Below are 21,511 nucleotides of genomic sequence, written 5' to 3' on the forward strand. Positions count from 1 at the left end.
GTGCTCAAGACGCTGCGCGAACCGAGCGGGCGGATGCTGGCGGTCGGGGATGCCGAGGTCTGGGACCGCATGATCCACGCGGCAATCGAGGATGAAACCATCTCCGAAGCCTGAAGGAGCGTTCGCATGCGCCTGATTCGCGACAATAGCCTGACGATCGTCTTGATGCTGCTGTTCGCGGGCAGCATCACCGGTCAGTGGATATCGGGTTGGCATGTCGCGACGCAAGACGCCATCCGCCATGGGCAGGCGGCGCTTACGCTTGCCGCCTACACCACCAGCCCTGCCTTTCTTTCCAGCGTATTCGAGAATTGGGAGAGCGAGTTTCTCCAAATGGCGGCCTATGTCGTCCTCACCGCGATCCTCATCCAGCGCGGCTCATCGGAATCGAAGGATCCTGACGCGCCGCCGCGCGATCGCGATCTCGCCTCGCAGGGGCATGAACCCGGCGCGCCTCGCGTCCTTCGCGCGGGGCGCCTTGCGCGCGCGCTCTACGCGCGCTCGCTCGGTATCGTCCTTGCGATGCTCTTCCTGGTGTCTTTCGTACTGCATTGGACACAGAGCGCGCAGGCAGCCGCCGAGGAGGCCATCGAGCATGGCGAGGCGGCCCCGAGCGTGATTGCCTATCTCGCGAGCCCGCAGCTCTGGTTTGAATCCTTCCAGAATTGGCAGAGCGAATTTCTGTCGACGGCTGTGCTCGTCGTCCTTTCGATTTTCCTCCGCCAGCGCGAGTCGCCCGAATCCAAGCCGGTCGCGGCGCCCCATGCCCAGACCGGCGAATGACGCGGTTGATACCGCACATCAAGGCGAACATCGTCCTTTATGGCGCGCTGTTTGCGAACCTTGGCATTGCCGCCGCAAAGTTCGTCGCAGCGGCGATCAGCGGATCCTCCTCGATGATCTCCGAAGGGGTGCACTCGCTCGTCGATAGCGGCAACCAGATCCTGCTTCTCTATGGGCAGGGCAAGGCGGCGCAGCCTCCCGATGCAAGTCACCCCTTCGGTTACGGCCGCGAGCTTTATTTCTGGGCGTTCGTCGTCGCGATCCTGATCTTCGCGATCGGTGCGGGTGTTTCGCTCTACGAGGGATGGACCCACATTGCGCACCCCGAGCCGCTGCGTGATCCGGTGATCAACTATATCGTTCTCGGCATTGCCTTCCTCCTTGAAGGCACGTCGTGGACGATCGCGGTGCGCGCATTCAGCGCGGCGCGGGGCGGCGCAGGCTGGTGGCAGGCGGTGCGGCGTTCAAAGGACCCCGCGGGCTTCATCGTCCTGTTCGAGGACAGCGCTGCGCTCGCCGGACTGCTTGTTGCCGCGATCGGCGTCTATCTCAGCCACGCGACGGGGGATGCGCGGATCGACGGAGCGGCGTCGATCATCATTGGCATCATTCTCGCCGTGGTCGCAGCACTGCTCGCGCGCGAGGCCAAGGGGCTCCTGATCGGCGAAAGCGCCGACCCCGAGCTGATCGCGACCATAAGGACGATTGTCGGGCGCTGTCCGGGCATCGTTACCGTCAATCACGTGCGCACTGTCCACAGCGCACCCGAGGCGATCTTCGTCGCGATCAGTGCTGATTTCGATGACGCGATCAGCATGGGAGCGGGCGAAACGCTGATCGAGGACATAGAAACCCAGCTGCGCGAGGCGGTGCCGCAGATCAGTTCGGTCTATGTCCGCCCCGAAAAGGCGGCCGATGCGGCGATCCAGCCGGGCTGGAGCTATTAGCGTCGCGCCAGCACATCATAGTGCCGGCCGAAACCGAAGCGATCGAAGCGAGCAAAGCCTGCGGCGCGAAGACGCGCCTCGATAGCCGCAGCGTCGGTCCAGCGCGTATCGACCTCGTAAAAGATTGCCGCCATACGGTTGCGGTGCCGCGAAGCTGCGAGCGCTTCAACGACAGTCTCTTCGTGGCCCTCGACGTCGATCTTGAAGATCAGCGGCTCGTCACCCTCGAGGAGAGTATCGACCCCGGTAATGCCGAGAATGCGGATTTCCTCGCCGGCGGCGGGGACAGACGAGGCATCGCGCAGGCTTGCGGTTCCGCTGTGCCTGCTGTCGGTCGCGATCAAGGCCATGCCCGAGTGGAGCGAGACCGCGGCGTGGACGGGCCTGATCCGCCCGGTAAACCCGTTGAGCGCGATATTTTCGGTAAGGAGGGCGTAAGTTGCTGCGACGGGTTCAAAGGCGATTGCGGCGGCGCAGGCGGGGTTTCGTGCTGCAAGAAGGCTGTAAAGCCCCTGATTGGCGCCGATATCGACAAAGACAAAGCGCCCGCTCTGCGCTGCGAGAAAATCCGAAAGATCGCGGCCATAGGTCGCGGCCTGGCAGTATTGAAACGTACGGTCACCCCAATTCGCCCGCATCTTCACGCCGTAGCGTGACGTGACCACGCCCGCGCTGCGCGCGCGGGGAAAGACTGCGCGCACGCGCACCCACGCCTTGTGCAGCGTCTTGCGCACGCCATAGTCAAAAAAGGCGGCAAGCGGCGATGGTTGCTCAAGCGTCGGGACCATGATCATGCGCGCGCGATGAAGGAAAGGATCGCCTCGGCGGCACGCTCCGAGGACGGACGCTCGGCAAGGTCAAAACTGTAGCGGAACATCTGCTCCTGCCTCTCGCGCATTGCGGGCGTCAATCGCGGAACGTCGGCGAGCGCGGCCTCCAGCTCGTCGATCGTCGCGGCGACCGTTCCGGCCCGCCAGTGCGCAAAGTCGGGGTCGCCCCGCCAATGCAGACGGCGCGGGTTGAGGAAGAAACAGGGGCGCGGTCGCCGGATGAACTCGTAGACCTGGCTGCTTGCGTCGCCGAGATAGATGTCGGCAGCATCGGTATAGGTCATATCGAGACACGCAGCGCTACCCGTGTCGATCAGTATATGATCATGCTCATAATGGTCGGGACGCGGGCCGTAATTCCAGCCCAGCGCAAAAGGAGAAAGCGACGCCGTCACGCGCTTTTTGAACAGCATGACATGCGGTGCGAAGATGAGATTATAGCGGCTTTGCGCAGCGAACCAGTCGAGGACCTGTGGTCCCATCGCATACCAGGATGAAAGGGCGGGCGAGGGATGCGGGTTGTAAAGGACCGTCGGCCGGTCCTTGGGAAAGAGCCGCGGGCCACCGGTGCGCGGGGGCAGATCGAATTTGGGATAGCCTACGATCGCGTGGCCATCCTCCTTGAGCAGTTCCGCCTGCGCCAGCCGATCGCGGATTTTCTCGCCTGACAGAAGAACAAGATCGAACTGTCCGCTCGCCTTGTCGAAGCCGATCGCCCGGTCGCCGGCGCCGTGGCGCGTGTGAACGAGCTTGAGCGATTTCAGCCCGAAAACTGTTTTCAGGAGCAGCGAGGTCTTCTCGGGGACCACCAGCGCGTCGAGCGCACGGAAGCGGTCGAGATTTCGGTGGAGGGTCGATATGATATCGGCGGGGACAGCGCGGCCCGTTGCCCGGTGTGCTGCGCGCGCGAGCGCAGAAGGGGGACGGAGGCGGACGATTTCGGGAATGGGACCGCCGCTCACAGCGGCGAGGCGGCGCACCTCACCCTCACAGCCTTGGGATACGAATATGCTGACGCGCGCGTTGCTGCCGCGGCGGAGGATCGCGAGCGCGACGGGGAGGGCGTGCGCGACCTGATGTCCGCCGCTGTGATTGAAGAGAAAGCCGATGTGCATGGCTGTCAACGCGACGCAGCGCGCCAATCGAGGATCGGCCAATGCCGTTCGGCCGCGACCGCGCGAAGTGCGCGCGACGGGTTCACCGCGATCGGCTCATCGGCGAACTCGAAGAACGGAAGGTCTGAGATATGGTCTGAGAAGAAACGGATATGTGCGGTTTCCCGGGCGATACCCGAATGGCTGAGAAAGGTCTCGATGCGTCCCTTCTTGTCCGAGCCGTAACAGTTCGCGCCCTCTATGGCGGGGGTCAGGCAGCCGCCCCGCCAGGTCGAAGCGGTGGCGATCACGTCGGCAACGCCGAGACGGCGAGCGAGGGCTGCGGTGTAAAGATCCGGCGCGGCGCTGGCGATGACGACGCGGCGCCCTGCTGCGCGTTCGCGCTCGATCCGCTCGATGCCCTCGCGATAGAGACCGCGAGCGATCAGGTGGCGCGCAAAGCGGTCGGCAAGCCGAGCCGCGTCACGCTGGGGCAATGCACCGCCGAGTGCGACCCAATGCATTGTCTGCTTCATCGTCCGGCGGGGAACAAGCTTGAGCGCATAGAGAAGCGCGACGGGTAACAAGAGCGGTACAAGAAGAAGACGCCACGGCGCGCGGTGGCGCGCCGCGAAGAGCAGGAACCGGCTATAGGTTGGCAGGACAGTAAGCGTGCGATCGAGGTCGAAGACCGATAGGGCGGTGAGACGTGGGACGGGCCCGGCGGCGCCCTCGACCTTTCGCTGCGGCTGTGCCATTGCATCCTCCTTCGGGGCCTCGATCATGGCAGCGCGAGATGACGCGGCGATGACGCCTTCATTTGTTTTTCGTCATCATCGCCGAATGGATGGCCGCGGGCCTGATCTGCAGTTATCGAGGGGGGCATGCACATCCTGGTGATCGAGGACGATGCGCGCGTCGCGGAGCATATCGGCAAGGGGCTGAAGTCGGCCGGGCACCTTGTCGATGTCGAGAGCGACGGACGTGCAGGACTGCTTCGTGCCGCAGCCGAGACCTATGATCTCATCGTGGTCGACCGGATGCTCCCCAACGTCGACGGGCTGACGATAGTCCAGACGATCCGCGCGACGGGCGATACGACGCCCGTGCTGTTCCTCAGCGCCCTCGCCGAAGTCGACGAGCGCGTCGCGGGGCTTCGTGCGGGCGGCGACGATTATCTCACCAAGCCCTTCGCCATGTCCGAGCTCCTCGCGCGCATCGACGTCCTCAATCGCCGCGGACCCGCGATCGTCGCCGAGACGAAGCTCAGTGTCGGCGACCTTGAAGTCGACCTGTTGGGGCAGGCGGTGCGGCGCGGCGGCCGGCCCATTGACCTTACTGCGCGCGAATTTCGCATCCTTGCCTATCTTGCGCGCAACGAAGGGCGCGTGGTGACGCGCTCGATGCTCCTCGAGCATGTGTGGGACTATCATTTCGACCCCCAGACCAACATCATCGACCAGCATGTCAGCCGTCTGCGGCAGAAGGTCGATCGCGGCTTCGACACCCCGCTCATTCATACAGTGCGCGGCACCGGTTATGTGATGCGGGCGGACGGATGAGGTCGCGCGGACGGGGGCGGCTGTGGCGCAGCCTGACGCTTCGGCTTGGCGTCATCTATGTGGCGCTGTTCCTGACGTCGACCGCGCTGATGTTCGGTGCCGCATACTGGATGGCCGTATATCGGCCGTTGCAGAACGAAGCACAGGCCGTGCGCCGCGAAATGGGGGATCTGGCCGCCATCGACCGGGCAGGCGGTCGCGACGCGCTGATCCGCGCGCTCATAACCCGCGAGGCGAGCGGGGCAAAAAAGCCCTTTCATGCGCTGATCGCGCCTGATGGCAAACCTGTTCTCGCCAATCTGCCGAGTTGGCCCGACGAGGCTCTTGACGGCTGGACGCTTCTTGAAGCCGATATTTATCGGGGTGGCCAGGAACATGATTATGAAGCGCTGGTCGTCGAAAACCGGCTCGACGATGGGGCGCGGCTTATCGTCGGCCGTGACGTCGAGAGCATCGATGACCGCGACGAACTCTTTACCATCGGGTCGGCGTGGCTGATCCTCGTTGCAGCGTGCCTGGCAATCGGTGGCAGTGTCGCGATGAGCGCCGCGGTCGGTCAGCGGATCGATGCGGTGACGCGCACGGCGCGCCGGGTGATGGCGGGCAGCCTGACCGAGCGGATCCCGCTGCGCGGTACCGGCGACGACTTCGACGAGCTTGCTGCAACGCTCAACATGATGCTCGGCCGGATCGAGGAGTCGGTCGAGTCGGTCCGGCGCGTGTCCGACAATGTGGCCCACGAACTGCGCACACCGCTTGCGCGTCTGCACGCGGACCTTGACGAACTCAGCGCCGCGCGGACTGCGGCGGAGCGCGACCGCCTGACGGAACAGGCGCTCGCGGAGGCGGAACGGCTGCAGTCGATCTTCGACGCGCTGCTGCGCATTGCACGGATCGAAAGCGGCCGGCATCTCGCCGGGATGAAACCGGTCGACATGACGCTGCTTCTCGCCGACGCGATCGAGTTCCACATGCCCGAGGCCGAGGCGCGGGGCCAGCGCGTCGAGAGCGATGTTACGGCAGGTCTTGTGATTGAGGGGGACCCAAACCTGATATTTCAGGCTGTCTCGAACCTTCTCGACAATGCGATCAAATATGGCGGCGAGGGCGGCCTCATCCGCGTCGCGGCGCACCGGGAGGGGGAGGAGGTTTCGATCTCCATTGCCGATCGCGGGCCGGGGATCGCGCCCGAATATCGCGAGCGCGTGCTAGAACGTTTCTTTCGTGTGCCGGCAACCGCGGCGACGCCGGGCACTGGTCTTGGTCTTGCGCTCGTCAACGCCATTGTCGGGCTCCACAACGGGCAGATGGAGATCGGCGATGCGGCGCCCGGGGCTTTGGTGACACTGCGCTTTGGAGCCGCCTGATCCGGCGCGCGCCGAAGATATTGTTCGCGCCTCGAGCTCCGGCCCACATCGGCCGGGCGGGGAGAAGGGCCGGGACTACTGGTCGATAACCATCGTGCCGGGGTGATGCTTGTCGAGGTGACGCTTTATGATCTTCAAATTCCGGCTGTTCGACCGGAAGACCAAGTCGAAGGCATCGCCCACGAGCGGTATGGCGCCGAGCGCCGTATCGACGCCAAGGTTTCCCACCATGCGCCAGATCTTCCACCTGGGCATGCCAAGATTGCGCGCTTCCCAGATCAGATAGGCGCCCATCAGCGCGGTGATCACGTCGCCGACAACGGGTACAAGCCCGACTATCGCGTCCAGCCCGACCGGCCGGTTGATGCCTGGAATCGTGAAACTGCGTTCGAGCAGGAATTCGAGCGTTTCGACCCGCTTGCGCAGCGCTGCGGGGTCACGTTTGTCCTGGATCAGCGCTTCGAAGATCGCATCGGTGTCGGGAGTGGAGGGGGCCATGGGCGTTCTTTTTGCAGACGCGCACAAATGCGTGCGCGAGGCTTAGTTGGGAGCGGCGATCAAGTGATTCAATGGGTGACGGGCGCGGCCGTTCGCGCGCAGTCCCGTAAGCCGCGGCGAGGCCACCGACCAGCGTAGGGGGGTCGCGAGAGGGATGAAGGGGGTATAGCGTGCCAGCACGGCCTCGGCCTCGCCGACCAGGCGCGCGCGCTCGGCAGGGTCGCTCGCCGCCACTGCCTCGTCGATCTTGCGCTGCGCTTCGGCGTTGCACAGCGTGTCTCTCCGGCACGACAAGCGGCGAAGACCCCAGACGGCATCGTCGTTCGGCATGACCATGTCGATGAGCTTGAGGTCGGCCTCGCGGTCCATGTCGACGCGCTGGCTCGGAATGCCAATGCGGGCGAAATCGGCTGCGACATAGGCATAAAGAATGCGCCCGCCGGGCGACTCGGGGATTGCGATCCGTAGCGGTTCAATCGGGCGGCCCGCGGCCTTCCACGCGTCGACCACGCGCTTGGCCTGCGCGAGGCGCGATGCATCATCATAATCGGCCCAGGCCGGAATGAGCGGCGCCGGGCCCCCGTCGCGGGAATAGAGCGCGGGGCGGATCGTCACTTGCGGCTGCCATTCGGCAAGCCCGAAGGCGTCTATGAGCCGGTCGCGCCGGATTGCGCGCGACAGCGCCTCGCGATTGGCGTCGGTGGCGAGAAAGCCCTCGGCGCGCACGAACAGGAGTCCGAAAAGGCCCGGAACGGGATCGACGACGAGGCGCGAACGCCCGATGTTCGAGGCGACGAAATAGGGTAGCGACGAAAAGCGGCCGCCGAGCACGCCATCGGCATAGCCGTTCTTGAAGCGCGCGAGCGCCCGCGGTGCGGTGACGCCCACGAGCTCGATCGAGGCGGCCGGGTCTGTCGCTGCGGCCTCCGCCTCTTCGGGATCCTCAGCAAGTGGGTCTGCAACTGGGGTGAGCAAGATCGCGCGGCCCTGCGTTTTCGGTCGCATAGGGCCCCAGCCCATGCCGCGATGAACGATCGCCATCGAGGGGAGGGCAAGCAGTTCGAGAATGTCAGGCTGGGGCACCGACAGGCGGATTTCGATCACGCTGTCGGTCATCGCCTTGATCGTCTCGATCTCGGGAAAGTCGTCGCGCAGAACATGCTTGCTGCGCGCTCCCAGATAGCCGCGCAGGATCGATGCGACATCCTCGGCAGTCACCTTGTCGCCGTTCGACCATTTTGCTTCGCGGATGCGGAAGATGTAGCTCAGTCCGTCAGCGGTGACCGTCCAGCGCTCGGCGAGGCCGACGTCGATCTGGCCTTCGCCGTCGTAGCTCACGAGCCCCTGCGATGTCGCCTCGAGGAGGGCTGCATTGGGGGGCGACAACTCGCCGTTCGCCGGCGTCGCGGCGGGGTTCAGGGGGCCGATTGCGGCGATGCGGACAGGCCCGCGCTCGCTGAAGAGGTCGCAGCTGCTGAGACTGAGGAGGATCAGCGCGGCCGCGATACGTCGCGCCCCTGTGCCGGCCTTCATTCGTCTACAACTCCTGCGCCCATCGCTGCTGGTGCGGACGGCGGGACTCGAACCCGCACACCCAAATGGATAGCAGATTTTAAGTCTGCTGCGTCTACCGGTTCCGCCACGTCCGCGCACCCTTGCCCGTCAAGCGGATGGGCGGGGGGAGGTCAAGCGCTGTTTGCGGGGTTTCGCATGCCATGGGGGTCGGGTAGAGCAGGGGCTATGCAAGCTGTACTCTCCATCTCCGGCCTCGGAAAAACCTACAAGAGCGGTCACAAGGCGCTGAGCGACGTCAATCTCGATATCGCAAAGGGTGAGATCTTCGCGCTCCTCGGACCCAACGGTGCGGGCAAGACAACGCTGATCAGCATCGTGTGCGGTATCGTCATGCCGAGCGAGGGGGTGGTGAAGGTTGCCGGGCACGACCATCTTCGCGACTATCGCGCCGCGCGCTCGTTGATCGGGCTGGTGCCGCAGGAGCTCCACACCGATGCCTTCGAGACCGTGCTCACGACGGTCAGCTTCTCGCGCGGTTTGTTTGGCAAGGCTCGCGACCCTGTTTTCATCGAGCGGCTGCTTCGCGACCTCTCGCTTTGGGACAAGCGCGACGCGAAGATCATGGAATTGTCGGGCGGGATGAAGCGCCGCGTGATGATCGCAAAAGCGCTTAGCCATGAGCCTGAAATCCTCTTCCTCGATGAACCGACCGCAGGGGTCGACGTCGAGCTGCGCCGCGATATGTGGACAATGGTACGCGGGCTTCGCGAGCGCGGCGTCACGATTATCCTGACGACCCATTATATCGAAGAAGCCGAGGAGATGGCCGACCGCGTCGGGGTGATCAGCAAAGGCAGGCTGATTCTGGTCGAGGAGAAGCAGGCGCTGATCAAGAAGCTGGGGCGCAAGACGCTGACCCTCAACCTCGCCGAACCACTGGCGGCCATTCCCGCAGAGCTTGGCGATTGGCGGCTCGAGCTTGCGGGTGAGGGGCACGAGCTCGTCTATGAATTCGACAGCCAGGCCGAGGCGACGGGGGTCCCGTCGCTCCTGCGCCGGATGAGCGATCTTGGTATCGGCTTTAAGGATCTCAACACGAAGCAGAGCTCGCTTGAAGATATTTTCGTCGGGCTGGTGCACGACAGCCAAGCGGAGCAGCCGGCATGATTTCGAATTATCGGGGAATCCGCGCCATCTATCAGTTCGAGATGGCGCGCTTTGGCCGCACTTTCTGGACCAGCCTGATCTTGCCGGTCATCACCACTGCTCTCTATTTCGTTGTCTTCGGCTCAGCGATCGGCAGCCGGATGAGCGAGGTAAGTACGGTTCCCTATGGCGCGTTCATCGTTCCGGGCCTGATGATGCTGACGATGTTCACCGAGAGCATCAACAACGCCTCCTTCGGCATTTACATGCCCAAATGGACGGGCACGATCTACGAGATGCTATCGGCGCCGATGTCACCGCTTGAACTGCTGATTGCCTATGTCGGCGCAGCCGCGAGCAAGTCGGTGATCATCGGCTCGATCATCTTTGCGACCGCGCATCTGTTCGTCGACGTGGAAGTCGCTCATCCCCTGTTGATGGCGGCGTTCATGATCCTGATGGCGGTGACCTTCTGCCTCTTCGGTTTCATCATCGGTATCTGGGCGCAGAGCTTCGAGCAGCTCCAGGTGATCCCGATGCTCGTCGTCTATCCGCTGACATTCCTCGGCGGCGCATTCTACTCGCTCGAAATGCTGCCGAAAGCGTGGCAGGCCGTCACGCTTTTCAATCCCGTCGTCTATCTGATCAGCGGGTTCCGCTGGACCTTCTTCGGACAGGGTGATGTCGCAATCGAGGTGAGCATGGGCGCGGTGGCGCTGTTCCTTGTCATTTGCCTCGGCGTGATCTTCTGGATGTTCCGAACCGGGTACCGGCTCAAGAATTGACAGAGGCGGGCGCAGCCCACCCGCCGGCATTCGGCGCAACACGACGCCGTCCCGCCCGAAGGCTGGAGGCCGCTTCTTCGCGGGGCACAAGGAAGGATGAGAAAAGCCGGCCGCTTAGTCGTTAAGCCGCTCGCGCATTTCCTTGCCGGGCTTGAAATAGGGCACATTCTTGGCCTTGACCGCGACGGGCGCGCCTGTGCGGGGATTGCGGCCAGTGCGCGAGTCGCGGCTTCGCGTTGAAAAAGCCCCGAAACCACGCAGTTCCACCCGGCCGCCGGCGGCCAGCTGGTCGACGATGGAATCAAAGAAAACATCGACAATCTTTTCCACCTCTTCGAGGCGCAAATCGCTGTTTTCGTTCGCGATCTTTTGAACCAGTTCAGACCGGATCATGTGCTTCCCCTACTATCACGCCTGTCCCGCCATGGCGGGGATGTCCGGTCGGTGCCGGTTCGGATGCGTGAGACCCCTCCCAACGCACGCAGAACCTACCATGAAACGGGGCGCGTTCAAAATATATCCGGCAAGGAAAAAGGCCCGCCGAGGGACACTCGACGGGCCTAGTCATTCGTTTGTCGAAAGGGGGGAAGGCTTAGCCCTTCTTGCCCGCCTTCAGCGCCTCGCCAAGGATGTCGCCGAGCGACGCACCCGAATCCGAGGAACCATATTGCGCAACGGCCTGCTTCTCTTCCGCGATCTGCATCGCCTTGACCGAGAAGTTCGGCTTTTTCGAACGATCGAAGCCAGCAACCATCGCGTCGAACTTCTGGCCGACCTGATAGCGATCGGGGCGCTGTTCGTCGCGGTCGCGGCCGAGGTCGGCGCGCTTGATGAAGCCAGTCGCGCCATCGTCGCCTGCCTGCACTTCGAGACCATTGTCACGGACTTCAAGGACCGTGACGGTGACGATGTCGTTCTTCTTCAGTGAGCCCGCTGCGGCACCGGCGCCGATCGCGGGAGCACCCTTCTCAAGCTGCTTGATGCCGAGGCTGATGCGTTCCTTCTCGACGTCGACGTCGAGCACGACAACCTGGACCTGCTCGCCCTTGCGGTGGAGGTGCAGCGCTTCTTCGCCCGAAATGCCCCAGGCGATGTCCGACATGTGGACCATGCCGTCGACGTCGCCGGGCAGACCGACGAACAGGCCGAACTCGGTCGCATTCTTGACTTCGCCCTCGACCACGCTGCCAACCGGGTGCGCTTCTGCAAAGGCGCCCCAGGGGTTCGACTGCGCCTGCTTGAGGCCAAGCGAAATACGGCGCTTCTCGCTGTCGACCTCGAGGACGATGACCTCGACTTCCTGGCTGGTCGAAACGATCTTGCCGGGATGAACGTTCTTCTTGACCCACGACATTTCGCTGACGTGGACGAGGCCCTCGATGCCGGGCTCGAGCTCGACGAACGCGCCGTAATCGGTGATGTTCGTGACCGTTCCCTTGAGTTTCGCGCCGACCGGATATTTGGCGGCAACGCCTTCCCAGGGATCGCTCTCGAGCTGCTTCATGCCGAGGCTGATGCGCTGCGTATCGCGATTGATGCGGATGATCTGGACGCGGACGGTGTCACCGATGTTGATGACTTCGCTCGGGTGGTTGACGCGCTTGTAGCTCATGTCGGTGACATGGAGCAGGCCATCGATGCCGCCGAGGTCGACGAACGCACCATAATCGGTGATGTTCTTGACCGCGCCTTCGATGATCTGGCCTTCTTCCAGGTTCTGGATCAGGCCCGAACGCTGTTCGGCGCGCGTTTCCTCAAGGATGGCGCGGCGCGACACGACGATGTTGCCGCGGCGACGATCCATCTTGAGGATCTGGAAGGGCTGCGGCAGGTCCATGAGCGGGCCGACGTCGCGCACCGGGCGGATATCGACCTGCGAACCTGGAAGGAACGCGACGGCGCCGCCGAGGTCGACGGTGAAGCCGCCTTTGACGCGGCCGAAGATAACGCCTTCGACACGGGCTTCCTTGTTGAATTCTTCTTCGAGGCGGTCCCAGGCGGCTTCGCGGCGGGCGCGATCGCGCGACAGCATGGTTTCGCCATTGGCGTTTTCGACGCGGTCGACATAGACTTCGACTTCGTCACCGATCTTGAGATCGGCCTTCTGGCCCGGCATGGCGAATTCGCGAAGCGGCACGCGGCCTTCGCTCTTCAGGCCAATGTCGATCACTGCCAGGTCGTTTTCGATGCCGGTCACGGTGCCTTTGACAACGCGGCCTTCAAAGCCGCCGTCGGCGCCGCCCAGCGATTCATCGAGCATCGCGGCAAAATCGTCGCGCGTCGGAAAAGCCGTAGAGGCCATATGGGTTCGTCCTTATTTCATTGTTCCGGCCAAGCGGTTGGTTCCGCTGGTCTTTTGGCCGATCCGTCCCGTCCGCCGGATGCAAGGCGGGACATCCGCGGGAACGGCGTCGCGGCGCGGCGCAGGCAAAGCAAAAAGGGCGCGACAGGTGCGTCCCGTCACGCCCGACGCTCGTTTTCGAGCGGCGGCCAAGCTGCGCCACAACCGACAAAATCGCCCGTTGGACGCGGCGCATATATGAGCGAACGGGCCGCGAAGCAAGGCGAAAGGGCGGGTAAACCAGGGCTATCGCATTTGACCGAGGATGGTTTTGGCGAAGGCGTTGGACCATCCGGAGCGTTTCCGTTTTCTCCTGATGGAGATATCGGGTCTGGCGGTTCGCAGGACATTGAGGGCGAGCTTGCGCAAGGTTGCGAGATTTTCGGGGGCATGGTCCTTTCGGCTGCGGGCGCGATCTTCATCGAATGTCATGTCGAGCACCCAGTGGAGACCATTTTCGATCGACCAGTGGGATCTGGCGGCGGCAAGATATTCTTCCGGGCTCAGCGTCCGGGATGAGAGATGATAATGGCGGGTCGTTGTGGTCTTTCCATTGCGGGTGACCGTGGCCTCGATCATGCCGAGACAGGCAAGAGCGGGCATGTCCACCGGTTCGGTGCAGGCGCGCTTGGGACCGTGCAGCCAGCCAAGGTCATGGCTGACAAAAGCCCGCCGCTCTTCGAGACGTCCATGATCGGCATCGCTTGTCTCAGTCGTGGCGAGACCGGCAAGGATATCCGGTGCAGCGAAGTAGCTGGCCACCGCCTCATGCAGGGCCGGTCTGTTCGCCTTGAGACGTAAGAGATAATCGCCGCCACGATCGAGGATCAGCTGCGCAGTCTCGGTCTGGCAGTGCAGGGCATCGGCGGTGACAAGCTGGCCTGTGAGGTTCAGGCATTCGAGGAGCGCTCTTGCGGCAAGGATTTCGCTGTCGCCTTCCCCCGGACGGAAGCTTTCCTGGCCGATGACGGTGCGTGTCGACGAGGCAAAGGCCGTCACCACCGCCAGCGGCGATCGGCCGGCTGCCGTGTCGAACGAGCGCCGCAGTGTCTTGCCGTCGATGGCGACAACACCGGCACCCGCTTCGCCAAGAGCGGTCAGAAACTGCTCGAAGCAGCGTGCAAAGGCTGCCGGATCCAGCAGCCGGAAAATCCGGGAGAAGGTGTCATGGCTGGGAACCCCATTCTCAAGGCGCAGAAACTCCCGGAACAGATCCTCGCGATCCACCGCGAAATCCGCAAAATCCGAACAACTCTCCGCCCCGCAAATCGACGCCGTCAGCGCCATCGTCAGCACTTCCAGCAGATCGTGACGGCGCGCGTTGCCCGTTCGCGGATCGCGAAGATCATCAAACGCCGCGGCAAACCAGGACATGGATATCCTCCTTACTATGAAGGACACCCAAAGAATCCATATCAACTCATCGCGCTACTATATTTTTCAAATGCGATTCCCCTGGCGGGTAAACGCCATCGTAAGACCTTTGGGGCGATAAATTCGTTTCATCGAGGGGGCTCTTATGCAAAGGAAATCAGGCGGCCGATTCGTCGATCGGGCGGTCGAGGCACGGTTTCAGATCGCCGCGCGCACGTTGCGGCTGCCCTTCGTGCGTATCTATGGCGTCCTCTTCATGCTCGTCGCGCTCGCCTACACGATCGCGAACCCGATGCTCCTCAATCCGCATGATACCGCGGCGCTGGCACTGCTCCTGGGCTGCACCCTGCTTCTTGCCGGAGCCTATGTCGGCTCGACCTTCTGGCCCTCCTATATCGAGCAGCCAGCCATCGATTTTGCGGCGCTCCTCGGGATCATGTTCCTTGTCGGACACATCAATCTCGTTCTCTTCGACGAGCTCATCGACATGCACGAGGACATGCATGCCGTTGGCGTCATCAACCGCCTTTCGGTGAGCGCCTTCGCGGCTGTTGCCCTTGCGGGTCGGCCGCGGCTCTTCCTCCTGTGGCTCGCGCTCGATTTCACGGTGTTCCTCGCCACGGTCCTGCCAGTGCAAAGCCATAGCGCCGGGCTGTGGTACGCGCTTCTCAGCTATGGAAGCGGCGCGATGATCATGATCGCGATCAACCTCGCGATTGACCGGTCGAGCCGGGGCGCCTTTGCGCTTTCCGAATCGCTGGAGGCCGAGCGCAGGAAGAATGAGGAGCTTGTCTACAATATGCTGCCGCCCGCAGCCGTCGACCGGATCCGCGACGGGCGAATGGTTGCCGATGCCTATGCCGAAGCGAGCGTGATCTTCATCGATATGGTGGGTTTCACCAGCCTCGCAAAGCGCGTCTCGCCCGGGCATCTCGTCGAGGTGCTCAACGCCTTCTTCAACCATGCCGATGCTTGCGCGGCCGAGCACGGGGTCGAAAAGGTCAAGACGATCGGTGACGCTTATCTCGCCATCGCAGGCGGCAATGTAACGAGCGGGAACAGCGCCGACGCCGCCATCGCCTTCGCGCGCGATGTGCTGGCGGGGGTTTGCGACCTCAAGAGGGTCGCCGGCACCGACGTGGGTCTGCGCGTTGGCATCCACAGCGGCCCGGTCGTCGGCGGAGTGATCGGGGCGACGCGCATGGCCTATGACTATTGGGGCGAGACCGTGAACATGGCAGCGCGGCTCGAAGGGACGGCGCCTGTCAATGGCATCGCGATCTCCGAAAGCACCTGGCTGCGCGCGCGGGATCGCGCCGACTTCGGCCCGCCGCAAACCGAGATGCTGAAAGGGGTGGGCGAAACCTGCGTCTATCACGCAAAGGCGGCGCCCGAGCGCGCTCGCCTGCCCGAGTTCAACTGGGTCGCCTGACCTTTTCGCTCACGAAAGCGATTGCCGCGGCGATCGCTTCGCCTACCCCCATGTTGCTGTTGTCGAGGAGCAAGGCATCCTCGGCGCGAAGGAGCGGCGCGTCGGCGCGGCCCGTATCGCGCGCGTCGCGTGCGTGGACGTCGGCGAGCACGGCCTCGTAACTGACCTCGACCCCGCGCCCCAGCATCTCGGCGTGGCGGCGGCGCGCGCGCTCTTCGGGCGTTGCCGTAACGAACAGCTTCGCGTCGGCCTGCGGCGCGATAACCGTGCCGATGTCACGTCCGTCGAGCACCGCGCCGCCCGCCTGGTTTGCAAAGTCGACCTGTCGCTGGAGGAGCGCACGCCGCACCTCGGGGTGTACTGACACGCGGCTGGCGAGGCTGCCGGTGCTCTCGTAACGCAGCGCGGGATCATCGAGCAGGCTGGCGGGAAAATCACAGGCCGCCAGCGCGTCGGCGGCATTGTCGGGGTCGCCATGGTTGAGCTGCGTCTGATAGCCGACTGCGCGGTAGAGGAGGCCAGTGTCAAGCACCGGCAGCCCGAAATGGGCCGCCAGCGCCCGTGCGATGGTGCCCTTGCCCGAAGCGGTGGGGCCGTCGACAGCGATGATCACGGCTGCAGTCCCTCGAGAAGCCCTTCGAAATTGGGAAAACTCGTCGCAACCGGTGCCATGTCGTCGATCTCGATCGGCGCCTTGCTGACGAGGCCTGCAACCGCGAAGCTCATGCAGATGCGGTGGTCGAGGTGACCTGCGATCACGGCGCCGCCGGGCAGGGGCTCGCCGCCGCTGCCGTCGATGACGAGGCCGTCCGCACTTTCCTCGACGCGGGCGCCTATCGCCTCGAGCCCCGCGGCCATGACCGCGAGCCGGTCGCTTTCCTTGACGCGCAGTTCGTCAAGGCCCGTCGTGACCGTGCGTCCTTGCGCGAGCGCGGCGGCAACGAAAAAGATCGGAAACTCATCGATCATGCTCGGTGCGGCCGCAGGGTCGACTTCGATCCCTTTGAGCGCGCTGTGGCGCACGCGGAGGTCCGCAACGGGCTCGCCCCCGACCTCGCGCCTGTCGAGCAGGGTGATGTCGCCTCCCATCTGCCGGAGAATCTCGACGAGCCCGGCGCGCGTCGGATTGAGGCCCACATTGAGGATCGTCACGTCCGATCCGGGCACGAGGAGGGCTGCGACGATGAAGAAGGCGGCCGACGAGGGGTCGCCGGGCACGACAATCGCCTGCGGCTTGAGCTCGGCCTCACCGCGGATGCGGATATGTCGCGCGCCGTCGGCGTCCGTCTCAACGTTGAGCTCGGCGCCAAAACCCTGGAGCATGCGCTCGCTATGATCACGCGTCGGGACCGGCTCGATGACCTCGGTGATACCGGGCGTATTGAGGGCGGCGAGCAGAACGGCGCTTTTCACCTGCGCCGATGCCATCGGCAGGCGATATTCAAGCGGGATGGCGGGCGCGAGACCGCGGACCATCAGCGGCAGGCGGCCTCCGGGCGAGGCGGTTATGTCGGCGCCCATTTGCGAAAGCGGCTCGATGACGCGTCCCATGGGGCGCCCCGAGAGACTCGCGTCACCCGTAAAGGTCACGGTGATCGGATGGCTCGCGACAAGGCCCATGAGGAGACGGGTCGAGGTGCCGCTGTTCCCCATGTCGAGCGCGCCCGCTGGCTGAAGCAGGCTGCCCACACCCACGCCGTCGATCTCCCAGTCGCCTTCGCCTGTCTGCTCGATCCGCGCCCCCATGGCGCGCATCGCAGCCGCTGTGGCAAGGACGTCATGACCTTCGAGCAGTCCGGTGACGCGGCTCGTTCCCACGGCGAGCGCCGACAACATCAAGGCGCGATGCGAGATGCTCTTGTCGCCGGGAATGGCTATGCGGCCGGTGAGCGGCGGGGACGCGCAAAAGCGGCGCGGGCTGGAGACGGGATCGGTCATTGCGCGGCGCTTTTGACAGCGGCCCGACAATCTGGCAAGGCGCACGCCGATTTGATGGATCGGCCACGACGTGGCGATTTTCTTCCAAAATTATCTGACTGTTTTCAGTTGTTTAAGAGGCTTGTATGATAAAAGCTGAATGGGGCACGAAACGCAGCTGCCCGAAATGCGCCACCCGATTCTATGATCTGACCAACGACGATCCCGTTACCTGCATCAATTGCGGCTACGCCTGGATCCCGGAATCGGTGCTCAAATCGAAGCAGCCGATGCCGTTCGAAGAGGCTGAGAAGCCCGGCAAGGTGAGCAAGGAAACCGAGTCTGACGACGATCTGGATCTGGACGTCGATGTCGACGAAGATAGCGATTCGCCCGATAACGACGTCGATCTTGGCGGCGACGACGATCTTGGCGTTGCGACCGGCGACGACGAGGACGACGAAAGCTGACCGAAAAGGCGGGGGGCCAAAAAAGCATCGCCTGATGCATTTGGCCCCTTGCATATAGGACGCGCGCTGGTAAAGGCGGCGTCCCGATCGCACGACCCAGAGCGATCCTGCAAAATGGCATGGGGCCTTAGCTCAGCTGGGAGAGCGCTACAATGGCATTGTAGAGGTCACCGGTTCGATCCCGGTAGGCTCCACCATTTTACGACTTTCCCATCACGTCGAAATGGCCTTCCGGGGGGAAGTCCATGAAGAGTGCGCCCCACGAGAAGCCGGAAAGCCGGCGGCTCCCATTTTTGCTGATGTTCGCCCTTGAATGAGCCAGATACTCTCCGCCTCAAAATGAACTGAGGAGGATGCGATGGATCTCGGGCTGGCCGGCAAGAAAGTGATCATGAACGGGGGCGCGCACGGATTGGGACTTGCCGCGCTCAAGATTTTCGCCGCCGAGGGTGCCGACGTCGCCTTCTTCTCGCGCGATGCGGAGAAAGTCGCGGCCGCCGTCGCGGCGATCGACGCGGCGGGGCCCGGCAAGGTGTTCGGTGAGCAGTTCGACATGACGGACAATCCCGACGGTTATCGCGCCTGGCTCGAAAAGGCGCGCGAGACGCTCGGAGGCTGCGATATATTCGTTCATACTGCGAGCTCGTCGGGGCAGGGCGCAACCGGAGACTGGCAGCGCGGGCTCGATATGGACATCATGGGCGCGGTGCACGGGGTCGAGACCCTGACCGAAGCGCTCGCTGCGTCGGGGTCGGGTTCGATCGTCTTCCTATCGTCAACAGCGGCGGTTATCTCGAGCGCTACCGCGCCGAGACGAAGGGGAAGCCTGTCGATCCGGCGCGATTTGTCGGCACGCCGAGCGGGCTGTCGCACCGCGACATCCACTCGGTGATCAACGACCGTTCGCTCGGCGAGCGCTTCTTTGAAATCCACAGCGACATGCTCGATCCCGAGAAGTCGGTCTACATCGACCCGTTTTTCGGCGACCTCCACGGCCAGCGCGCAATCCGCGCGTGGCTGGTTCCCATCATGGCGGGGCAGGGGAGCGAGGCGAGCTTTGATCCTGTCTTTCCTGCTGCCTTTCTCGAGGATGGCGAGGGCGGTACCTCGATCGATGAATGGATGCTCACGCAGCCCGTCAACGGCGAGTGGGTCAAGATCGTTCGCGGTGTCAGCGTACGCCGCTATCGCAACGGATGGGTGCGCGACGCGGTCGATTTCTTCGACACGACGCCGATCCGCATGGGCATGGCATTCCGTGAGAAGCAAGGGGACGCGCTCGTCCCCCTGCCGGACTGGCCGCGCGTTCCGACCAAACCCTGGGTGCGCAGCGATCCGCCGCCGGCGCTGTCACCGGCCGCCGAGGACTGGCGTCGGGGCCGCGCCGAACGCGGCGCGGGCACGCCCACCGGCCTTACGAACCGGGATCTTCACGTTCGCATCTTCGAGCGCCCGAATCCCACCGATTTCGACGGCGAGTTTAGCGCGCTGCTGCACCCGACGGCATCGGTCTATATCGATCCGATCTTTGGCGAGCTTCATGGCCAGAAGGCCATTGCAGACTGGCTCGCCGACGTCATGCCGAAGGCCGGGAACGTTGCCTTCGAGCTCACCGAGCAGCCGGTGTTCGACGGCGACATGTCGTATAGCGAGTGGCGCCAGGTGGCCATCCTGCCAAGCGGCGAGCGCGTCGTGATGACGCGCGGGTGCAGCATCCGCCGCTACAAGGACGGCTGGGTCATTTATGCCGCGGACTATTTCGACACCGCCCCGCTCATGGATCCCGAAATACAGGCCGCGAGCACGGCCGCGGGCGCGACGCTGACGATCGACGATGTGCGTCGCTACCGCCCCGACATCCCGGCCCCCGAAGCAGCCGACGGGGAGAATGTGGACATTTTGGGTCTTGCCTCGACGCTTCCGCGCCCCGCGGAAGTGCGCGGTAACGCGAGTGAGAAGAACAGCGGCGTTCGCGAGCGGTTGATCGACGTCGCGACCGCGGAGATCGAGCGAACCGGCAAGGCAACCATCAGCATCCGCGAGGTGTCGCGCCTCGCCGGCATTTCCCACAACGCCCCCTACTTCCACTTTGCGGACAAAAAGGCGCTGCTGATGGCGGTCGCGGCCCGGGGCTTTCGCAAATTGCAGGGGGAGATGGTTGCCGCCGCCGCGACGGCCCAGAGCGCAGCCGAACGCCACCGGCTGCTCGGCGTTGGCTATGTCCGCTTTGCAACTGCCAATCCCGGGCTGTTCAGGCTCATCGGAAATCGGGAGATCACCGGCGCCATACCGACCCGCGAGCTCAGCAATGCGCGGGTCGCGGCCGCCCAGCTTTTCGGATCGGCGGTCCTCGACCTGACCGCACGGCGGCAGGATGCGGCGGTCGACCCGAAGCTCGCCGCCATCGCTGGTTGGTCGATGATGCAGGGCCTCGCGACATTGTTGATCGAGGGGCAATTGACCCCCGGCCTGTTGGGCGCAGCCGACGAGGTGACCGCCGCCGAGAGGGTCGCGGGGCTGTTCACAGACCTCCTGGCCGGCGAAGCCCGGGACACGTAGCTTCATCCATCTGGCTCCGCTGCGAGGGGGCGCAGCGTCTTTGACCCTCGCTCTTCGCCACGTGCCGTGCTTATTTGCCGGTGAACCGAGGCGAGGGCCCGGACCTTGTCCGATGGCTGTTCGTTACATCGGCTGACGGAAGGACCAACAGACGGAGAAATATATGACCCTGTTCAAGAAAGCCGCGCTCGCGTTCGTCGCCACATCAATGGTGGCCGCGCCCGTCACCGCCTCCGCGGCTCAAGCCTATAGCGGCGTCTCCGCAGTTTCGGCGAGCAGCGGCCAGAGTGAGCTCGAAGGCAATTCGAGTTGGCTGATCGGCCTTCTCGGCCTTTTGGCCGGCATTACCGCAATCATCATCATCGCTGACGATGATGATGATGCGCCTGTCAGCCCCTGACCCCAGCTAGGGCCATCTTTGAGTGATTCAGGAGGCGCCGCGCTATTGCGCGGCGTCTTCCGTTTCGAACAATGGTTCCATTCGAATCGGATCCGCCAGCGTGATCCGGTCGAGGATCGCTGCCGTATCGTCACGCACCTTCAGCATCAGGCTGCGCATCCGGCATTCCTTTTCGGGCAGACAATTCTTGCAATGCTCATGCGCATTGCGGCTCGCGCACGGCACAAGCGCAAGCGATCCGCGCGTCAGCCGCACCAGGTCGCCATAGCTGATATCGATCGGGGGCAGCGCAAGCTGGTAGCCGCCGTCGCGGCCCCGCTGCGAGATCAAAAGTCCCTCGCGTGCCATTTCCGACAGGATCACGGTCAGGAACTTGGGGGGGATATTCTGGGCCTCCGCAATGTCGGCCAGTTGCACCTGACCCTTGCCCCAATGGTCGGCGAGGTGCTGGAAGGCGCGGATGGTGTAACGGGTCTTCTGCGAGAGCATGG

At 63.8% G+C, this 21,511-nt stretch carries 22 protein-coding genes and 2 tRNA genes; 12 read left to right on the top strand and 12 right to left on the bottom strand.

Features of this window, described 5'->3' with window-relative positions; translation table 11 throughout:
- Positions 1-126: 126 nt before the first annotated feature.
- Together LH20_RS07965 and LH20_RS07970 are read left to right on the top strand one after the other, a co-directional pair.
- On the top strand, positions 127-783 hold the full coding sequence (locus LH20_RS07965) for a DUF6766 family protein (RefSeq protein ID WP_053553749.1): 657 nt from the start codon (positions 127-129) through the stop codon (positions 781-783).
- Entirely contained in the window at positions 780-1,730 is a 951-nt protein-coding gene (locus LH20_RS07970) for a cation diffusion facilitator family transporter (protein ID WP_053553750.1), read from the top strand. Before LH20_RS07965 ends, LH20_RS07970 begins: the two co-directional genes overlap by 4 nt.
- Here LH20_RS07970 and LH20_RS07975 read toward each other — a convergent pair.
- The 3 genes from LH20_RS07975 to LH20_RS07985 are packed head-to-tail and all read right to left on the bottom strand — an operon-like array spanning position 1,727 to position 4,412.
- Positions 1,727-2,524 (bottom strand): FkbM family methyltransferase, encoded by a 798-nt coding sequence (locus LH20_RS07975; RefSeq protein WP_053553751.1) that lies wholly within the window; start codon positions 2,522-2,524, stop codon positions 1,727-1,729. The genes LH20_RS07970 and LH20_RS07975 overlap by 4 nt on opposite strands.
- On the bottom strand, positions 2,521-3,675 hold the full coding sequence (locus LH20_RS07980) for a hypothetical protein (RefSeq protein ID WP_053553752.1): 1,155 nt from the start codon (positions 3,673-3,675) through the stop codon (positions 2,521-2,523). The genes LH20_RS07975 and LH20_RS07980 overlap by 4 nt, the downstream gene beginning before the upstream one ends.
- 5 nt (positions 3,676-3,680) lie before the next feature.
- The gene (locus LH20_RS07985; protein WP_053556167.1) at positions 3,681-4,412 is read right to left on the bottom strand and encodes an HAD family hydrolase; all 732 of its coding nucleotides are present in this window, start codon (positions 4,410-4,412) and stop codon (positions 3,681-3,683) included.
- Between the two features lie 126 nt (positions 4,413-4,538).
- Here LH20_RS07985 and LH20_RS07990 point away from each other — a divergent pair, with 126 nt between their 5' ends.
- A complete protein-coding gene (locus tag LH20_RS07990; RefSeq protein WP_053553753.1) occupies positions 4,539-5,216 on the top strand; it encodes a response regulator transcription factor in 678 nt (225 codons plus the stop codon).
- Positions 5,213-6,583: a sensor histidine kinase gene (locus LH20_RS07995; RefSeq protein WP_053553754.1), complete on the top strand. Its 1,371-nt coding sequence runs from the start codon at positions 5,213-5,215 to the stop codon at positions 6,581-6,583. Before LH20_RS07990 ends, LH20_RS07995 begins: the two co-directional genes overlap by 4 nt.
- 75 nt (positions 6,584-6,658) lie before the next feature.
- Here LH20_RS07995 and LH20_RS08000 read toward each other — a convergent pair whose 3' ends face one another.
- The 3 genes from LH20_RS08000 to LH20_RS08010 all read right to left on the bottom strand — a co-directional run bounded on the left by LH20_RS08000 (position 6,659) and on the right by LH20_RS08010 (position 8,730).
- Entirely contained in the window at positions 6,659-7,081 is a 423-nt protein-coding gene (locus tag LH20_RS08000) for a DUF4112 domain-containing protein (RefSeq protein WP_053553755.1), read from the bottom strand.
- Positions 7,082-7,123: 42 nt separating this feature from the next.
- Positions 7,124-8,614 (bottom strand): ABC transporter substrate-binding protein, encoded by a 1,491-nt coding sequence (locus LH20_RS08005; protein WP_053553756.1) that lies wholly within the window; start codon positions 8,612-8,614, stop codon positions 7,124-7,126.
- A gap of 29 nt (positions 8,615-8,643) precedes the next feature.
- A tRNA-Leu gene (locus LH20_RS08010) sits at positions 8,644-8,730 on the bottom strand.
- A gap of 91 nt (positions 8,731-8,821) precedes the next feature.
- Between LH20_RS08010 and LH20_RS08015 the strand changes: the two genes are divergently transcribed.
- Complete coding sequence (locus LH20_RS08015; protein WP_053553757.1) at positions 8,822-9,763, top strand: ABC transporter ATP-binding protein; 942 nt, start codon at positions 8,822-8,824, stop codon at positions 9,761-9,763.
- Positions 9,760-10,527: an ABC transporter permease gene (locus tag LH20_RS08020; RefSeq protein ID WP_053553758.1), complete on the top strand. Its 768-nt coding sequence runs from the start codon at positions 9,760-9,762 to the stop codon at positions 10,525-10,527. Before LH20_RS08015 ends, LH20_RS08020 begins: the two co-directional genes overlap by 4 nt.
- Before the next feature lie 114 nt (positions 10,528-10,641).
- Here the strand turns inward: LH20_RS08020 and LH20_RS08025 are convergent, their stop codons facing one another.
- From LH20_RS08025 to LH20_RS08035, 3 genes are all read right to left on the bottom strand, one after another.
- Positions 10,642-10,920, bottom strand: coding sequence for an integration host factor subunit beta (locus LH20_RS08025; protein WP_053553759.1), 279 nt, complete (start codon positions 10,918-10,920; stop codon positions 10,642-10,644).
- A 199-nt stretch (positions 10,921-11,119) separates the two neighbouring features.
- The gene (rpsA, locus tag LH20_RS08030; protein ID WP_053553760.1) at positions 11,120-12,829 is read right to left on the bottom strand and encodes a 30S ribosomal protein S1; all 1,710 of its coding nucleotides are present in this window, start codon (positions 12,827-12,829) and stop codon (positions 11,120-11,122) included.
- 285 nt (positions 12,830-13,114) lie between these two features.
- On the bottom strand, positions 13,115-14,242 hold the full coding sequence (locus LH20_RS08035; RefSeq protein ID WP_053553761.1) for an ISAs1 family transposase: 1,128 nt from the start codon (positions 14,240-14,242) through the stop codon (positions 13,115-13,117).
- Between the two features lie 145 nt (positions 14,243-14,387).
- On the opposite strand from LH20_RS08035, the gene LH20_RS08040 reads away from it, so the two are divergent.
- Positions 14,388-15,674 carry an adenylate/guanylate cyclase domain-containing protein gene (locus LH20_RS08040; protein ID WP_053553762.1) on the top strand — a complete coding sequence of 429 codons (1,287 nt, stop codon included), beginning with the start codon at positions 14,388-14,390 and terminating at the stop codon, positions 15,672-15,674.
- On the opposite strand, the gene LH20_RS08045 is transcribed toward LH20_RS08040, so the two are convergent.
- On the bottom strand, positions 15,658-16,287 hold the full coding sequence (locus LH20_RS08045) for a (d)CMP kinase (RefSeq protein ID WP_053553763.1): 630 nt from the start codon (positions 16,285-16,287) through the stop codon (positions 15,658-15,660). The genes LH20_RS08040 and LH20_RS08045 overlap by 17 nt on opposite strands.
- The gene (aroA, locus tag LH20_RS08050) at positions 16,284-17,612 is read right to left on the bottom strand and encodes a 3-phosphoshikimate 1-carboxyvinyltransferase (protein ID WP_053553764.1); all 1,329 of its coding nucleotides are present in this window, start codon (positions 17,610-17,612) and stop codon (positions 16,284-16,286) included. The genes LH20_RS08045 and aroA overlap by 4 nt, the downstream gene beginning before the upstream one ends.
- Positions 17,613-17,737: 125 nt before the next feature.
- Between aroA and LH20_RS08055 the strand changes: the two genes are divergently transcribed.
- The 5 genes from LH20_RS08055 (at position 17,738) to LH20_RS08075 (ending at position 21,020) form a co-directional block, all read left to right on the top strand.
- Entirely contained in the window at positions 17,738-18,061 is a 324-nt protein-coding gene (locus tag LH20_RS08055) for a TIGR02300 family protein (protein WP_053553765.1), read from the top strand.
- A 121-nt stretch (positions 18,062-18,182) separates the two neighbouring features.
- Positions 18,183-18,258, top strand: a tRNA-Ala gene (locus LH20_RS08060).
- 161 nt (positions 18,259-18,419) lie between these two features.
- Positions 18,420-18,953, top strand: coding sequence for an SDR family NAD(P)-dependent oxidoreductase (locus LH20_RS08065; protein WP_083455349.1), 534 nt, complete (start codon positions 18,420-18,422; stop codon positions 18,951-18,953).
- On the top strand, positions 18,950-20,620 hold the full coding sequence (locus tag LH20_RS08070; RefSeq protein ID WP_053553766.1) for a nuclear transport factor 2 family protein: 1,671 nt from the start codon (positions 18,950-18,952) through the stop codon (positions 20,618-20,620). Before LH20_RS08065 ends, LH20_RS08070 begins: the two co-directional genes overlap by 4 nt.
- 163 nt (positions 20,621-20,783) lie before the next feature.
- A complete protein-coding gene (locus LH20_RS08075) occupies positions 20,784-21,020 on the top strand; it encodes a hypothetical protein (protein ID WP_053553767.1) in 237 nt (78 codons plus the stop codon).
- Between the two features lie 42 nt (positions 21,021-21,062).
- Here the strand turns inward: LH20_RS08075 and LH20_RS08080 are convergent, their stop codons facing one another.
- Complete coding sequence (locus tag LH20_RS08080) at positions 21,063-21,509, bottom strand: RrF2 family transcriptional regulator (RefSeq protein WP_053553768.1); 447 nt, start codon at positions 21,507-21,509, stop codon at positions 21,063-21,065.
- Positions 21,510-21,511: the final 2 nt, after the last annotated feature.

This window comes from Sphingopyxis sp. 113P3 (genome assembly GCF_001278035.1).
Taxonomy (GTDB): Bacteria; Pseudomonadota; Alphaproteobacteria; order Sphingomonadales; family Sphingomonadaceae; genus Sphingopyxis.

What these genes read in the sequence shown, in the direction of transcription:
- LH20_RS07965 (WP_053553749.1), top strand. Translation starts at nt 127, where the DNA reads ATGCGCCTGATTCGCGACAATAGCCTGACGATCGTCTTGATGCTGCTG.
- LH20_RS07970 (WP_053553750.1), top strand. Translation starts at nt 780, where the DNA reads ATGACGCGGTTGATACCGCACATCAAGGCGAACATCGTCCTTTATGGC.
- LH20_RS07975 (WP_053553751.1), bottom strand. Translation starts at nt 2,524, where the DNA reads ATGATCATGGTCCCGACGCTTGAGCAACCATCGCCGCTTGCCGCCTTT.
- LH20_RS07980 (WP_053553752.1), bottom strand. Translation starts at nt 3,675, where the DNA reads ATGCACATCGGCTTTCTCTTCAATCACAGCGGCGGACATCAGGTCGCG.
- LH20_RS07985 (WP_053556167.1), bottom strand. Translation starts at nt 4,412, where the DNA reads ATGGCACAGCCGCAGCGAAAGGTCGAGGGCGCCGCCGGGCCCGTCCCA.
- LH20_RS07990 (WP_053553753.1), top strand. Translation starts at nt 4,539, where the DNA reads ATGCACATCCTGGTGATCGAGGACGATGCGCGCGTCGCGGAGCATATC.
- LH20_RS07995 (WP_053553754.1), top strand. Translation starts at nt 5,213, where the DNA reads ATGAGGTCGCGCGGACGGGGGCGGCTGTGGCGCAGCCTGACGCTTCGG.
- LH20_RS08000 (WP_053553755.1), bottom strand. Translation starts at nt 7,081, where the DNA reads ATGGCCCCCTCCACTCCCGACACCGATGCGATCTTCGAAGCGCTGATC.
- LH20_RS08005 (WP_053553756.1), bottom strand. Translation starts at nt 8,614, where the DNA reads ATGAAGGCCGGCACAGGGGCGCGACGTATCGCGGCCGCGCTGATCCTC.
- LH20_RS08015 (WP_053553757.1), top strand. Translation starts at nt 8,822, where the DNA reads ATGCAAGCTGTACTCTCCATCTCCGGCCTCGGAAAAACCTACAAGAGC.
- LH20_RS08020 (WP_053553758.1), top strand. Translation starts at nt 9,760, where the DNA reads ATGATTTCGAATTATCGGGGAATCCGCGCCATCTATCAGTTCGAGATG.
- LH20_RS08025 (WP_053553759.1), bottom strand. Translation starts at nt 10,920, where the DNA reads ATGATCCGGTCTGAACTGGTTCAAAAGATCGCGAACGAAAACAGCGAT.
- rpsA (WP_053553760.1), bottom strand. Translation starts at nt 12,829, where the DNA reads ATGGCCTCTACGGCTTTTCCGACGCGCGACGATTTTGCCGCGATGCTC.
- LH20_RS08035 (WP_053553761.1), bottom strand. Translation starts at nt 14,242, where the DNA reads ATGTCCTGGTTTGCCGCGGCGTTTGATGATCTTCGCGATCCGCGAACG.
- LH20_RS08040 (WP_053553762.1), top strand. Translation starts at nt 14,388, where the DNA reads ATGCAAAGGAAATCAGGCGGCCGATTCGTCGATCGGGCGGTCGAGGCA.
- aroA (WP_053553764.1), bottom strand. Translation starts at nt 17,612, where the DNA reads ATGACCGATCCCGTCTCCAGCCCGCGCCGCTTTTGCGCGTCCCCGCCG.
- LH20_RS08055 (WP_053553765.1), top strand. Translation starts at nt 17,738, where the DNA reads ATGATAAAAGCTGAATGGGGCACGAAACGCAGCTGCCCGAAATGCGCC.
- LH20_RS08065 (WP_083455349.1), top strand. Translation starts at nt 18,420, where the DNA reads ATGGATCTCGGGCTGGCCGGCAAGAAAGTGATCATGAACGGGGGCGCG.
- LH20_RS08075 (WP_053553767.1), top strand. Translation starts at nt 20,784, where the DNA reads ATGACCCTGTTCAAGAAAGCCGCGCTCGCGTTCGTCGCCACATCAATG.
- LH20_RS08080 (WP_053553768.1), bottom strand. Translation starts at nt 21,509, where the DNA reads ATGCTCTCGCAGAAGACCCGTTACACCATCCGCGCCTTCCAGCACCTC.